Raw genomic sequence first — 16,114 nt, forward strand, 5'->3', positions numbered from 1 at the left:
TTTGTACGGAGATCGGTTCATCAGGCCGACCTGGTGAAAGTCAGGGCCTGCCTGACGGCAGGCCGTTACCGGCCCGCACACAAAAAATCTGACACTTCCTCACCCGGCGACCAGGACCTGATCCGCGACCGCCAGGACCGCCTGCTCGAAGAGCAGCAGCGCCGCCTCGAAGAGCTGCGCAACCTGCCCGGCAAGGCCGCCGAACCCGGTGAAGCGCAACCGGCGACCGACAGCCGCTGCTTCACCATCCACACCATTGGACTCAAGGGCGCCGACAGCCTGTCCGCCGCCGACCGCGATCGCCTGCTCAAGCCCTTCATCGACCAGTGCCTGGGCGTCACCCAGCTTAATGCCTTGCTCAAGGCCATCACCGACCATTACCTGGGTCGCGGCCTGGTCACCAGCCGTGCCTACCTGCCGCAGCAGGACCTGTCCTCGGGCCATCTGCAGGTGCTGGTGGTGGAAGGGCGCCTGGAGGGGCTGCGCCCGGACTCGAACAGCGGCTTGAGCGACCGCGAACTGGCCATGGCCTTCCCCGGCGCTATCGACCAGCGCCTGAACCTGCGCGAGATCGAGCAGATGGTCGACCAGCTCAACCGCCTGCCGTCGAACAAGGCGCAGATGGAACTGACCCCGGGCAAGGCCGTCGGCGGCAGCGAAGTGCTGGTGCGCAACACCCAACAGAAACCCTGGCGCGCCTCGCTGTCGCGCAACAACGAAGGCCAGCGCAGCACCGGCGAGCAGATGCTCAACCTCGGCCTGGAATGGGACAGCCCGCTGGGCCTGGCTGACCAGCTGATGCTGCGCGGTGGCCACGACGTGGTCAGCGACCACACCCAGGGTTCGAAGAACGGCGTGCTGTTCTACAGCCTGCCCTGGGGCTGGTGGAACTTCACCTACAGCTACAGCGAGAGCGAATACCGCTCCCTGGCCCAGGCCAACGGCTTTGCCTTCAAGCAGACCGGCGACAGCCAGAACCACCAGTTGCGCGCCGAGCGCGTGGTACACCGCGACGCCACCAGCAAGACCTCGCTCAATGCCGGCATGGCCCACCTGCGCACCAACAACTACATCGAGGACAGCCGCCTGGCCGGCAGCAGCAACCGTCTCAGCGAGGCGCAGTTCGGCATCAACCATGGCCGGCGTCTGGGCAATGCCTTCGTCAACCTCGACTTGGGCACCCAGGAAGGCATCGGCGCCTTCGACGCCCAGGACAATGGCCACCCACGCCCGGGCCAGCCGGTGGCGCGCTACCGCAAGTACAGCGCCACGCTCAGCTACGTGCAGGGCTTCCAGCTCCTCGGCGAGCGCCTGAGCTTCAGCAGCCTGGCCACCGGCCAGCGCAGCGAGGACGTGCTGTTCAGCCCGCAGCGCATCAGCCTTGGCGGGCTGTCGTCGGTGCGCGGCCTAAAGGACCAGTCGCTGTCCGGCGACAGCGGCGGCTACTGGCGCAACGACCTGCGCTGGACCCGCCCGGTGAACTGGCCGCTGCTGCAACCGCTGGTGGCCGAGTACGGCCTGAGCTTGGGTTACGACCTCGGGGTAATCCGCAACGATCGCTACAACGGCGAGTACCACGGCCGTGCCAGCAGCCATTCGCTGGAGCTGTTCGCCCGCGGCCAGCACATGGCCGCCAGCGTGACCTTCGCCCACAGCCTGGAACGCCCCGACGTGCTGACCGAAAAGGAACGCCCGGTGTATTTCCGCCTGGACTTCTTCATCTGACCGCCTGATTCACGAGACCTGACATGGACGTCCGCCTGTTTGCCTTCCTGGCCCGCCAACGCTCGGCCGAAATTCAGCCCCGTGATCATTTCTGCGGGTTGCCCAAGCGTGGCCTGGCCTTCCTGCTGGCCAACGCCATGTTCTGGCAGCCGCTGTGGGCGCAGGCCGCCGAAGGCGTGGTGGTCAGCGGGCCGGGCACCAGCCTCGGCCAGGCGGGCAACGGCGTGCCGATCATCAACATCGCCGCGCCCAACGGCAGCGGGCTGTCGCACAACCAGTTCAGCGACTACAACGTCGGTCAACAGGGGCTGATCCTCAACAATGCCACCGATCGTACCCAGGCTACCCAGTTGGGCGGGATCATCCTTGGCAACCCGAACCTGCAGGGGGCGGCGGCCAATGTCATCCTCAACGAGGTCAACGGTGCCAACGCCAGCCAGCTGCGCGGCTACACCGAAGTGGCCGGACGCGGGGCGCATGTCATCGTCGCCAACCCCCATGGCATTACCTGTGATGGCTGCGGTTTCATCAACACGCCACAGGCGACACTCAGTACCGGCAAGCCGGTGATCGAGAACGGCCAGCTGACCCGTTACCAGGTCGACCAGGGCCACATCGCCATTGAAGGCGCGGGGATCAATGCCAGCAACGTCGACAGCTTCGAGCTGATTGCCCGCAGTACCAAGATCAACGCCGAGATCCAGGCCCGCAACCTGGCCATCGTCGCCGGGCGCAACGATGTCGACGCCCGCACCTTGGCGGCCACCGCGCGTGCTGACGACGGCAGCGCCGAGCCGAGCCTGGCGATCGACTCCAGCGCGCTGGGCGGCATGTATGCCGGCGCGGTCAGGCTGGTCGGCACCGAGGCCGGTGTCGGTGTGCGCCTCGACGGGCGGATGATCGCCAGCGGTGGCGATATCCAGCTCGATGCCAATGGTCAGTTGCGCATGGCCCAGGCCAGTGCCACCGGGGACGTACGCCTGCAGGCGCAGACCATCGATGCGCAGGGCCCGGTACATGCCGGCAAGCAACTGCAGCTGGACAGCCGCGGCGAGTTGGTCAACCGCCAGGGGCTGACCGCTGCAGGTTCGGTACAACTGGACGCGGCTGGCAAACTGAGCAACCTCGGCGGTATCCAGGCGGGTATCGACGCCGCTGGCAACCGCGTGGCCGATGCCGACCTGAATGTCAACGCCGGTGCCGTGGACAACCGCAACCAGCGCTTGATCGCCAGCGGTGACCTGACGCTGTCCACGGGTGGCCGCCTGGATAACCAGGGCGGCAGCGTCAGCGCCGGCCGCCATGTCGACATCAACGCCGCAACGCTGGACAACCGCCAGCAGGGCAAGGTCCTCGCTGACGGACATATGACCCTCACCGGTGGGCAACTGCTCAACAGCGATCGTGGCCAGATCACCAGCCAGGGAGCACTGAACGCCACCTGGGCGCATCTCGACAACCAGGCCGGTGAGTTATCCAGCCTCGATGCCTTGGCTCTGAATCTCGGCAGCCTGGACAACCGCAATGGCAAGGTCCTGGCTAACCGGGGCATTACCCTCACAAGCCAGGTGGTCAGTGGCGCGGTTATCGACAACCAGCACGGTGAGATCGCCAGCGCCGGCGACAGCCACCTGCGCGCCGCCAGCCTCGACAACCGTGGCGGCAGGCTCAGTGCTGATCAGGCGCTGACGCTGACCGTCGACCAGGCTCTGGATAACCGCCAAGGTGTCCTGGCCTCGGGCAAGGCCCTGACGCTGAACGCCGCCAGCCTCGATAACCGCGAGCAGGGCAAGCTGCTCAGCGACGATGCCTTGACGGTCACGGTCAGCGGCATGCTCGACAACCAGGACAAAGGCTTGCTCAGTGGCGTAGGTGCGACGCGCATCGAAGCCGGTCAGCTGGACAACCGCGGCGGGCGATTGGTTGGTAAGGACCTGTTGACCTTGCACGGCCAGCACTGGGACAACCGCGGCGGCAAGATCGAGGGTGGTGGCGCGATGACGCTGACCCTCGACCAGCTCGACAACCGTGACCAGGGCCTGGTCAGCGGCCAGGCTGGGGTGCGCTTCAATGGCACCGAGCTGCTCAACCAGCTCGGCATCTTCGGTGCGAAGGGCAACCTGGACCTGGTCGCTGCCCACCTGGACAACAGCGGCGGCAGCCTGACCAGCGGTGGCGATCTCAATGGGCAGGTCACGCGCCTGGAACAGCTCGGCGGCAAGCTGTCCGCCGACGGCAAGCTGACCCTCAAGGGCAATTCGCTGGTCAACCGCCAGGGCGCCGTGCTGGGTGCCGGGCAGGGCATGCGCCTGACCGTGGACAACGTCGACAACCGTGGCGGCGAGCTGTCCGCAGCCAAGGCGTTGAGCTTGACCGGCCAGCGCCTGGACAACACCGGCGGCCAGGTCCTGGCCGAAACCGACCTGTCGCTGACGGTGGCCGAAGTCATCAACCAGGCCCAGGGACTGCTGCGCGGCAAGGGCCAACTGACCCTCGACGGCCAGACCCTGGACAACCGCGACGGGCGTGTGTCCGGCGAGCAGGGCGTACGCCTGCGCCTGGGCCAGGCGCTCGACAACGGCAATGGGCTGCTGACCAGCGAGGGTGACCTCGATATCGGCGCCGCCAGCCTCGACAACAGCGACGCCGAGCTGAGCAGCGCCGGCAAGCTCACCCTGGCCACCACCGGCAAGGTAGACAACCAGCGCGGTTCGATCACCGCCGACGGCACCCTCGACCTGCGCAGCGCCAGTCTGGACAACCGTGCCGGCGAGATCGGCGCCCAGGGGGCCGTGGACATCGCCACCGGCGCGCTGGACAACCGCGACAGCGGGCATGTGGTCGGCAACGACCGCCTGACCATCAAGGCCGGCCAGGTCAACAATGCCGGTGCAGACAGCCGCATCGACAGTGATGGCGCAATGAGCCTGACCGCCACGGGTTTCGACCAGCAGGCCGGGCGGCTGCTGAGCAAGGCCTCGATCACCCTTGACCTGGGCCAGGGCGCGCTGGTCAACCATGGCCTGATCAAGGCTCCGCTGCTGGTGCTGAACAACCTCGGCAGCGTTGACAATCAGAAGGGCGAGATCACCAGCCCGCAAGGCTTCACCTTGGCCGCCGATACGCTGGACAACCGCCAGGGCAAGCTGCTCAGCGATCAGGTTCTCACGGTGCGTATTGCCCAGGCACTGGACAATGCCAAGGGCCTGGTCTCGGCCAAGGGCCTGGACCTGCGTGCCGCCAGCCTGGACAACCGCGAAGGCGAAGTCAGCAGCCGAGCGGGTCTGGCCCTGACCATTGATGATCGCCTGGACAATCGCCAGGGCACATTGGTGAGCGACACCTCGCTGAAGCTCTACGCCAAGACCCTGGACAACAGCAAGGGCAAGATTTCCGGCAAGGGCCGCGGCGAGATCGAGGCCGCCACGCTGGTGAATACCGCAGGCTCGCTGGTCAGCCTGGAGCAGTTGCAGGTCAAGGGTGGCGGGCTGGACAACCGCGAGGCGGGCCTGCTCGGCAGCAACGGCGCGCTGACCCTGGAAGTTGATCGCATCGACAACCGCGGCGGCGAGATCACCGGCAAGGCCGCCGTCGGCGTGACCGCCACCTCGCTGGACAACAGCGACGGCGGCCTGCTGGTCGCCGGCACCGGCATGACCCTCGCGTTGCAGGCGCTGCTCAACCGCAACAAGGCACGTATCGAGGCCCAGACCGGCCTGACCCTGACCGGCCTGAGCCTGGACAACGACGGTGGCCGCCTGACCAGCCAACGGGACATGACCCTGACGTTGACCTGCGGGGCGCTCAACCGCCTCGGCCTGATCAGCGCCGAGGGCCAGCTGTTGATGGCTGCGCAAAGCCTGGACAACAGCACCGGCAAACTGGACAGTGCCGGCAGCCTGAAGCTGACCACGACGGGCGCGCTGCTCAACCAGGGTGGCGAGTTGCTGAGCGACGGCGATATCACCCTGGCCAGCGCCAGCCTGGACAACACTGACAAGGGTGTTATTGCCAGCAAGGGCGCGCTGGCCATTACCACCAGCCACCTGGACAACAGCCGCCAGGGCAGTGTCAGCAGCAACCGCACCCTCGACCTGCACGCCAGCCAGCTGGACAACCGTGACGGCGGCCGGGTCGGCAGCCGCGAAGCACTCAGCGCGACGGTCACCGGCCTCGACCAGCAGGGCGGAAAGCTGTTCAGCGACACTTCGGTGAACCTCGACCTGAGCCATGGCCACCTGGATAACCGTGGCGGCCTGATCAATGCCCCGTCGCTGCTGCTGAACAATCTCAAGAGCGTGGCCAACCAGGGTGGCGAGATTTCCAGCGCGCAAGCGTTCACCGTCGCCGCCGAGCAACTCGACAACGGCAATGGCCGTTTGCTCAGCGACCAGCGCCTGCTGCTGCAGATCAGCCAGCGCCTGGACAACCTCAAGGGCCTGATCGGCGGCCAGTCGCTGGAGGTTCATGCCGGTGTGCTGAGCAACCGCGACGGTGGCCGAATCGAAGCCAAGGACGCGCTCACACTTACCAGCAAGGGCCTGGACAACCACGGCGGCAAACTGCTCGGCAGCAGCCTTGCACTGGACCTGCTCGGCGTCGACCTGGACAACGGCGCCGGCCTGATCACCACCGCCGGCCCACTGACCCTCGCCAACCTGGCCAAGCTCTCCAACCAGGGCGGCGAGATCTCCACCGCCCAGGCCCTGCGCCTGGATATCAGCGAACTGGACAACCGTGACGGCAAGCTGATCAGCGAACAGACCCTGGCCATCACCAGCGGCGCCATCGACAACCGCAATGGCCTGGTCTCGGGCTGGCAGGGGCTGACCGTTACCGGCCAGAGCCTGGACAACCGCCAGCAAGGCACGCTGTCGAGCCGCTCCGGCGCCGTGCAGGTGACCGTGGCCGGCGCCCTGCGCAACAGCGACGGCGGCGCGCTGGTCGCCCAGCAGCGCCTGGACGTCAAGGCCGACAGCCTTGACAACAGCGCCAACGGTATCCTGTCCAGCGGCAGCGGCCAGCAGCTGACCATCACGGGGGCACTGGACAACCATGAAGGCGGCCTGATCGATGCCGGTGAAAAGCTGGTCATCAGCGCTGGCACCCTCGACAACCACGGCGGCCGCGTGGCCACCCGCCAGGACCTCGGCCTGACCGCCGCGAGCCTGAACAACACCGACGGCAACCTCGCCGCCCAGGGCGCCCTGACCCTCGACCTGCTCGGCGATTTGCTCAACCGCAAGGGCACGCTGTTCGCCGGCAAGGACCTGCTGATCCAGCGCGTCGGGCTGGTCGACAACCAGGCTGGCCAGATCGCCAGCCAGGGCCTGCTCAAGGTGCTGGCTGGCAGCATCGACAACAGCCAGCGCGGCACCCTGGCCGCCAATGGCGCGCTCATGCTCAACAGCAGCGGGTCGCTCAGCAACACGAACGATGGCCTGATCTACAGCCAGCAGGGTGACGTGAGCCTGCAGGCGGCGAGTTTGAACAACGCCAAGGGCACCGTGCAGGCCAAGGGCGCGATCACCGCGCAGGCAAACGCCGTGTTTGACAACCAGGTCGGCAAGCTGATCGCCCAGGAAGGCGCGCTGACGGTGACCGCCGACACCCTCGACAACCGCGGCGGCATCCTCGCCAGCCTCAAGCAGTCGCTGGGCGTGCGCACCACCGGTGTGCTGCGCAACGGCAGCGATGCCAACGGCCAACGTGGCGTCCTTCAGGCCCTGGGCATCGATGTGCAGAGCGCCAACCTCGACAACCACGGCGGGCGTATCGCGGCGCTGGGTAGTGATGCACTGATCCGCACCGGGCAGTTGGACAACCGCGACGGCGGCATCTCCGCCAGCGGCCTGCTCAAGGTCATCGGCACCAGCTTGCTCAACGGTGGTAACGCGCGCGGCGAGATGGTCGGCCAGCGTATCGACATTGGGCTGAGCGGTGCCTTGGACAACCTTGGCGGCATCGTCGAAAGCGTGAGTACTTTCGCCATCACGGCCGCCAGCCTGGACAACCAGGCGGGGAAACTGCGTGCCCTGGGCAACAGCGGCACAACGCGATTCCAGATTGGCGGGGTGCTGGATAACCGAAACGGAACCGTGGAAACCGCCAACACCGATCTTGCCCTGGTCATCGGCGATCTGGTGAACACCGGGGGCAGCATCGCACACGTCGGCAATGGCGATTTCGGTGTCAGCAGCCAGCAGGTCATGGCGGCGGGAGGTCGCCTGTTGACGCATGGCACCCTGAATCTCAGTGCCGACAGCTGGGTCAACAGCAGCGTGCTGCAAGCCGGCACGCTCAACCTCAATGTCAACAACTTCAGCCAGACCTCGAGCGGGCAGTTGCTGGCGACCAAGGCGTTGCTGGGCACGGGCGGCAACTGGCTCAATGACGGGTTGATTGCCAGCGATGGCACATTGAACCTGACCTTGGGTGGTGCCTATTCGGGCAACGGCCGATTGACCAGCCTGGGGAACATGACCCTGACTGCGGCGCAGATGAGCCTAGGCACCGCCACCAGCATCGCCGGTGGCGACAGCATTGTGGTCAACATCGGCAACCAGCTGAGCAACCTTGGGCGCTTGTCGGCGGCCAATGACCTGACGATCAACGCGGGCAGCCTGTCCAACTACGGTGCATTGGCCGCTTCACGCAACCTGAACTTGATCGCCCAGTCCGTCCACAACGACCAGGCTGCCGACGGAAGTCGAGGCTTGCTGTTCAGTGGGCGGGACATGACGATTAGCACCGCCGATTTCAGCAATCGCTACGCGGATGTGTACAGCCTGGGCAATCTGCTGGTTGCCGGCGTCACCGCGGGTAGTTCTGCGGCAACCTTCCTGAACAGCTCCGGCACTGTCGAGGCGGCCGGCGACATCAACCTGCAGGCATCCAGTTTCGTCAACAAACGCGACAAGTTCAGGGCCAGCCACCAGATCACCGATGGCTACATGACCATCTACTGCGTCCAGCATTGCAAAGGGCCGCGGGTGAGGGGGCCGGTGCACATCTACAAGACCCAGGAAACCGTGGTGCTGGAAGATTCGCCAACGGCAACCCTGGCTGCCGGGCGTAACCTGACCATCGGTGGGGACAGCGTTCTCAATTCTCGAAGTGTGATCTCGGCGGGCAATGATCTCACCATCACGGCCGGCAGCATTACCAACGAGGGTGAGCGTTCCAGGTCGGGAACCGTTGGCAGAGAGGTGGGGGCTGGAGTCAAGATCCCCAGAGCGTATTTCTTCCAGTTGATCAACGAAGTAAACGCCTACAACCAGGCCCACCCACGTTCCGGGCCGTTTGATGAAGCCGCCTTCAACAAACTGGTCGCGAAGTTCGACCCCGGGGTATTTTACGGCATCGATGCAGAGCCCGTGGTCCAGCCGGATCAGAAGTTCATCGCTCCAGCGGTCATTCAGGCCGCCGGGACGGCCAAGCTCACTGCCGCAGGCAGCATCAGCAATATCGTTGTGAACAGGGCGGCAGCGGCTACCGGCAATCGCTCGTTCGATACCCAGGTATCCAGCGTGACGCAGCCCACGGTGGTCAACCTGAATGCGCAGTTGCCACCTGATCTGGCCCAGCGACAGGTCGATCCCACCACCCTGCCAGGCTTCAGCCTGCCAGCCGGGCAGAATGGCCTGTTCCGCCTGAGTGGCAAAGGCAGCGACACAGCCACTGGCACCGCCCAGCGCTGGACATTGGGCAACGCCACTGTCACCTCGCATGAGCGTGAGGTGCTGGCCAGTTCCCGACCAGGCTCGATCCAGGCAATGGATGCGTCCGCGTCCAGAGGAAGTGAGCAGGCAATCGATCGCGTTGCCCACCAACGTGTCGAGTCGGCTGCCAAGGCCAGTGTCATCGGGGTCAATGCGCCTGCGGGCGAGGCCGTGGATAGCTACGTTCCCCCACCGAGCGCAGGTGCGCTGGCCGCCGAGCTGGTGGCACAGGTGCCGGGTATCGGCGCTCGCCCCTGGATTGCGGGCGTCACTCGCCTGCCGGATAGCCAGTACACGAGCAAGCCGCACAAGTATCTGATCGAAACCAATCCGGTGCTGACCGACCTCAAGCAGTTCATGAGCTCCGATTACCTGCTTGGCAACCTGGGCTTCGATCCGGACAAGAGCTGGAAGCGTCTGGGTGACGGCTTCTACGAGCAACGCCTGATCCAGCAGGCGGTGGTGGCTCGCACCGGCCAGCAGTTCATCGATGGCCAGACCTCCGGCGAGCAGCTGTACAAGCACCTGATGGACAATGCCATCCGCAGCAAGGACCAGCTCAACCTGAGCCTGGGTGTCGGTTTGACCTCCGCCCAGGTCGCGGCGTTGACCCACGATATCGTCTGGCTCGAAGCACGCGAGATCAATGGTGAGCAGGTACTTGCGCCAGTGCTGTACCTGGCCCATGCCAATGGTCGACTGGCGCCTGACGGTGCGCTGATCGCGGGGCAGGACGTCCAGTTGATCGCCGGGGAGAATCTCGACAACGTAGGCACGCTGCGTGCCTCGCGCAACCTCAGCGCCACCGCCGGCAAGGACCTGACCAACACCGGCCTGGTCCAGGCCGGCGAGCGCCTGGACCTGCTGGCCGGCAACAGCTTGGTCAACAGTGCCGGTGGCATCGTCTCCGGTCGTGACGTCAGCCTGACCGCCATCAACGGTGACCTGATCAACCGACGCGACCTCACGCGCACGGACATCGTTTACGGCGGCGTGCGTGAGCAGAAGGATTATCTTGAAAGCGCCGCGCGTATCGAGGCCGGCAACAGCCTCAGCCTCAAGGCCGGGCAGGACATCAAGAACGTCGCCAGCGTGATCCAGAGCGGCGGCGACCTGTCGCTCAGTGCCGGTCGTGATGTGAGCCTGCTGTCGGTCGAGGAACGTCAAGGCTTCTACACCGATCGCCAACGCAGCAGCACGGTGCAGCAGCACGGCGCCACGGTCAGCGCCGGTCGCGACCTGAGCCTCGGCGCCGGCCGCGACCTCACCGCCGTGGCCAGCCAGATCGACGCGGGCCGCAACCTTACCTTGGCCGCCGGCGAGGACCTGAACCTGACCTCCGCCGCCAACGAAGCCCACAGCTTCAGCCGCAGCAAGAAGGTCACCCAGTCCAATGACCAGGTCACCCAGGTCTCGACCACGGTCAAGGCCGGTGGCGACGTCTCGCTGTCCGCGGGCCAGGACATGGCCATCGTCGCCAGCCAGGTCAAGGGCAAGGGCGCTGTCGATATCGATGCCGAGCGCGACCTGACCATCGCCTCCGAGCAGAACGAAAGCGCTTCGTACTACCTGAAGAAGAGCAAGGGCTCGTTTGGTCGCGGCAGCTCCAAGCAGCAGGAGAGCTACCACAGCACCAACGTTGCCTCGGTGATCGAGGCCGGTGGCGACCTGACCGTCAACGTCAGCAAGAAGGACGACGGCGGCATCGCCCTGGACGGTGGCCGCGATGTCTCGGTGATCGGCAGCCAGCTCAAGGCCGGCGGCGATGTCATGCTCGGTGCCACCGGCGATGTGGCGGTGCTGTCCGGCGTCGAGGAGCACGGCGAGTACAGCAAGAAGACCAAGTCCGGCTTCCTGGGCCTGTCGAAGAGCGGCAAGAGCCAACTGCAGACCCACGCCACTCAGGTCGGCAGCGAGCTGGATGCGGGTAACGACATCGTCATCGCCGCAGGCAGCGATGTGCGCCTGCGCGCCAGTGAGGCCAATGCCGGCAAGGACGTCGAGCTGCGTGCGGGGTTGATCGACAAAGAGGGTGACGTCAACCTGGTGTCGGCCAATGACACGGCCTATAGCCACAGCGACTCGTACAAGAAAAAGATCGGCATGTCGGTTTCCCCCGGCATCGTCGTCATTCCGTCCGTCTCGCTAGCCTCGGCGAAGAAAGCCGGGCAGGAAGCACGCAGCAGTACCAGTGTCGGCAGTCAGGTCCTGGCGGTGCGTGATGCCTCGCTCCAGGCCGAGCGCGACATCAACCTGCTGGGCAGTGGTGTCAATGCCGGTCGCAATGTCAGCTTGAACGCGGGACGTGATGTCAACGTGGCCGCCGCCGAGAACCAGAGCGACAGCAAGACCTGGTCAAAAACCTCGAAGGTCGGTTTGACTACCAGTGCCGACGACAACGGGATCAAGGTGTTCGTGGGTGTCGAGAAGGAAGTGGCTAAGGATCGCTTGCGCGAACAGTTGGCCTCTTCCAGTCAGATCAAGGCCGGCCAGGACCTGGATGTCAACGCGGGGCGTGATATCAACCAGACCGGCTCCGACCTGATCGCAGGCCATGACATCAGCCTGGGCGCGGGCCGCGACATCAATATCGACGCAGCGCGTGAAACCCGTATCCACGAGCAGGAGCGGGAGTATGCGACACAGGGTGCCGGGGCTTCGATCAACCATAACTTCGGCCGCACCAAGGACGCGGTGAGCAACGCCGGCAAGGGCGAGAATGGCGTGAGCAAGGTCGCCAGCACCCTGCAGGCCATTGACGGCATCAACCAGTTCCTTGCCGGGCCAACCGGCGATCTCAAGATCGGCAACAGTTCGCAGAAGAACCAGCAGACCAGCATCGAGCAAAGCAACCGTGGCTCCAGCCTGGAGGCCGGCCACGATATCAAGCTGCAGGCTGGCAACGACGTCAATGTCAAAGGCAGCCAGGTGCAGGCCGGGCGGGACATCGACGTCAAGGGGCGCGACATCAATATCGATGTCGCCCACGGCAGCAGCACCCAGAAGACCCGTGAGTCGCAGAACTGGGCCGGGGTTCACGGTGGTACCAGTGGCGGCATCAAGGTGGGCATCGGCGCCAGCCATGGCGCTGCGGGTGTTAATGGCACCCAGGGCAACTCGACGCCGACCCAGCTAGACGCGGGACGCGATATCAAGCTCGACGCCAGCCACGACCTGAACATCGTCGGCTCGCAGGTCAAGGCCGGGCGTGACATCGACCTGACTGCGGGCAATGACCTGAACATCCGCGCCGCACAGAATGACTCGCACTACGAGCAAAACCGTCGCAGCGGCGGTGGTGAAGTCGGGTTGGCGTTCGGCTCGGAAGGGGTAGGTATCTATGCCAGCGTCAACCTTGGCAAGGGCGCGCTGGAGCGCGATGCCCAGCGTCACCAGGAGGCCTATGTCTACGCGGGCGACCAGCTGAAGTTCAGCAGCGGCAAGGACACCAACGTCCAGGGTGCCCAGGTGCGCGGGGACGAAGTCATCGGCCGTGTGGGGGGCGACCTGAACGTGGCCTCGGCCATTGACACCGGCAAGGTCAAGGGCAAGGAGTTCGACCTGAGTGCCACCGTCACGGTAGGCCCGGGCTCGGGTATCAGTGGCTCGGTTGGCAAGGGCAAGACCAGGGGCGAGACCGAGTGGGTAGAAAACCAGACCCGCATCACCGCTCGGGACAAGGTGGATATCCGCAGCGAAAACCACACCCAGCTCGATGGTGCCTTGATCGCCGCTGACAACGGCAACCTCAAGCTCGACACCGGCACGCTGGGCCACAGCGATATCGCCGGCAAGGACCAGGAAAGCGGCTATTACCTGAACGTCGGTGGTACCTGGAAAAAAGGGAATGCAGCAACACAGCAGGACAGCAGCCAGACGGGCAAGGGTGACAAAGGCGAGAACGGCTGGAGCGTCAGTGGCTGGAAGTACGAGAAGGACCGCGAGCAGATTGTCCGTGCCACCGTGGGGGCGGGTGATATCACGGTGCGCAAGGATGCGGAGACGGGTAAGGACTCCACTGTCGGGTTGAATCGGGATCTGGACAAGGCTTACGAGATCACGCGGGATCATGAGTCGCGCACCGATCTTTATGCGACTGGGTCCTCTACCCACGCGGTGATGAATCCCGTCCAGACGCTGCAGCAGTGGAAAGACAGCGCGGCAAAGTATGGGGAGAACAGTGAAGAGGCTCTTAACAAACTAGGTGACGTGTTCCTTGCGACCGCGGCGCTGGCTGTTGGCACTAACCCTGATTCAGTGAATTTCGGGTTAGCTACGCGCGAGATTTATCGTCAACTGGGCAGTCGCTACGAACAGACGCGCTCGAACGTCGTCAGGTCGCTGCTCGGTCGTATTGCTGGCAATCAGAACAGCGAGGCGTTCGATATCGTTGCCCAACGCCTGACCGAGGTGTCCGGCGAGGACCCGGCCAGGGTGGCGAAGATCCTCAATGACATGGCGAAACTGAACGGGCAGAAACCTGGGCAGCAGAATTTCGTCCCGGTGGCCTATGCCGGTTATGTGTTGATGGGGGCACTGGCTACTGCCCTGGGTGTTAGCCAACTTGCACCAGAGCGTCAGGCAGAAATGCAGGCTGCAGTTTCGAGTGCGATTGATTCGATTGAGGCAAACGTCAGCGATTACAACCAGCGAGCGCGGATTGTCAGGCTCATGGTCGAGGTTGTCCTCGAAGAGCAAGGGCTGCCGATCCATGTGCTTGATCCGAGACTCAAGCAGTACGAGGGCTCGCGGATTGAGGGGGAGGGGAGGAACCCTAGTAGTGGCGGGTATGGTGAAGGTGGGCAGGTCGTCACGACGCCACATACCGGCGGCAAACAGCTTGATGGGCAGTCAGGTAGCGGCACCTATGTCACCCCGGAGCATCAGCAAAACCCAGGGCTGGTGTTCAATGAAAACACTGGCTACGATTTTAAACCTGCAGATAGAAGTGGTATAAAATTTGACACCAGCATAGTCAATAAACCTAATGGTGCGCTGGAGATTGAGTTGTCAGCACGTCAGAAGTTCGATAAGAATGGAGTGGTAGTGGATAGCAAGTTTGCGCACACCGACTTGGTGGCACGTTTTGCACCAGAAACGGGTTTGTTCATAGACTGGTATGGCACAACCGTAAAGGGTAGGAATATTGGCACAGAACTGATATCTCGGGCGATTGAAGAGGTCGGGCCGACACGTGTTAAGCAGGTGTCCGCGACACTGGGGAATGATAATCGAGAAGCCTACCAAACTGCCCGGGACGCAGGCCTGCCGGCTGATCAGGCGGTATGGGGTACTCCGCTAGGTAAAACAATGTCCTCGCTCGGTTTCAAGAATGTCGAGGTGACATCAAGTTATTCGGTTAAATTCCGATATTAGAGGGTATTATGGAAAAGGCTGAGTTGATTCGTGCTTTGATTAAGGCGGGCAGGGCGGGCGATCTTCTCGCTTTCGTCGAGGGGGAGTCTCCGTACCTGACCGATGCTTCACAGGGAGTACCGGAATCACCTTGGCTGAGAAGAATCTGGGTGCTTGTTGTAACGCATCTCAGATTTGTCACGCGGTATGGAGAGGTGACGAAGTCTCAGATCGCTGATGGCCAAGTGCTATCACCCTACCCTGCAGAGTTTCAGCTGTGGTTGGCTGCAGGTGCACCGGGTATAGCACTCGAGGATTTGCAGGCCTATGTAAGAGAGCATCCATTTGAATGATGGATCTGTAACAATTGTGGGAAATAAATCAATCCCCTTTGCCCTTTGGCAGCATTGCTGACCCACTAAAGCTTCAGGCGCTTCTGGAAGGTGTTTGACCGTATGCTGCGCGGAATAGGGTTATGGCATCTCAAAGATGCCAAATGCTGGTGTGGATATTAGCACCGGTATCAGGTTGTATGTTATATCTCTGGGGTGGTTGTTTAAGTGGTTCTGCATAACGGTGACACGCTTCGATAGACCAGATAGTGGAAAAGCAGAATGCCAAAATTCTTGTGTAAGCGAAAAAGGGGACAGATTTATTTTTCCTGCTCTAGTTTCGATCCTGTAGTGGAGAAGGGGTCGAACAGTCATGCAAGGCAGGTCGAATCTAGAGTATAGAAAATAAATCTGTACCCTTTTGCGTTCTGTTGCGTTAGATAGGCAGGCTATTAATAGCTTGTTAGGGAGGTAAAAATGGCTAAGTTTCGATGTCGATGCACTCATGTCATTAGCTTGGTTGGTTCTCCTGTTTCAGAGGAGTTCACTCTCGTTCCAAATAAGTTGTTGTATGAGTTGGCGGGGCGAGCTGATAAAGGAAGAATCCCTTTTGATGAGTTTTTTGATCGTATAGATGTAGTTGGTAAAGAGGTTATTGCTTGTCCTGCATGCGGTCGAGTTTGGGTAAGAAAGGATGAAGGGGCAGAATATTGGCCCTATCTTGAAGAAAAGGAATAGTAGGCCATCCGGGATAGATGTATTTTTACTGCTCTAATTTCGGTTCCTGGTGGCGAAAAGCGAAAAAGGGGACAGATTTATTTTTCCTGCTCTAGTTTCGATCCTGTAGTGGAGAAGGGGGCGAACAGTCATGCAGGGAAGGTCGAATCTAGAGTGTAGAAAATAAACCTGTCCCCTTTGCGCTACTTTAGTGATAAAGGTGTTCACTGATAAGGCCGGTAACTTGATAAGTACATTCCCGGT

The 16,114-nt window shown here is 62.8% G+C and carries 3 protein-coding genes; all 3 read left to right on the forward strand.

The annotated features are described in order from the left end of the window. Window positions 1-51: 51 nt before the first annotated feature. Window positions 52-1,725, forward strand: coding sequence for a ShlB/FhaC/HecB family hemolysin secretion/activation protein (locus tag AC25ND_RS20270; protein WP_486976571.1), 1,674 nt, complete (start codon window positions 52-54; stop codon window positions 1,723-1,725). Window positions 1,726-1,748: 23 nt separating this feature from the next. Continuing rightward, window positions 1,749-14,822, forward strand: a complete 13,074-nt coding sequence (locus AC25ND_RS20275) for a hemagglutinin repeat-containing protein (protein WP_486976554.1) — start codon at window positions 1,749-1,751, stop codon at window positions 14,820-14,822. A gap of 788 nt (window positions 14,823-15,610) precedes the next feature. Then, window positions 15,611-15,871, forward strand: coding sequence for a hypothetical protein (locus AC25ND_RS20280; RefSeq protein ID WP_486976555.1), 261 nt, complete (start codon window positions 15,611-15,613; stop codon window positions 15,869-15,871). Window positions 15,872-16,114: the final 243 nt, after the last annotated feature.

The organism is Pseudomonas sp. P110(2024), assembly GCF_057480795.1.

Excerpts from the sequence above, each read along its gene's own strand:
- AC25ND_RS20280 (WP_486976555.1), top strand. The coding sequence starts at position 15,611 with ATGGCTAAGTTTCGATGTCGATGCACTCATGTCATTAGCTTGGTTGGT.
- AC25ND_RS20275 (WP_486976554.1), top strand. The coding sequence starts at position 1,749 with ATGGACGTCCGCCTGTTTGCCTTCCTGGCCCGCCAACGCTCGGCCGAA.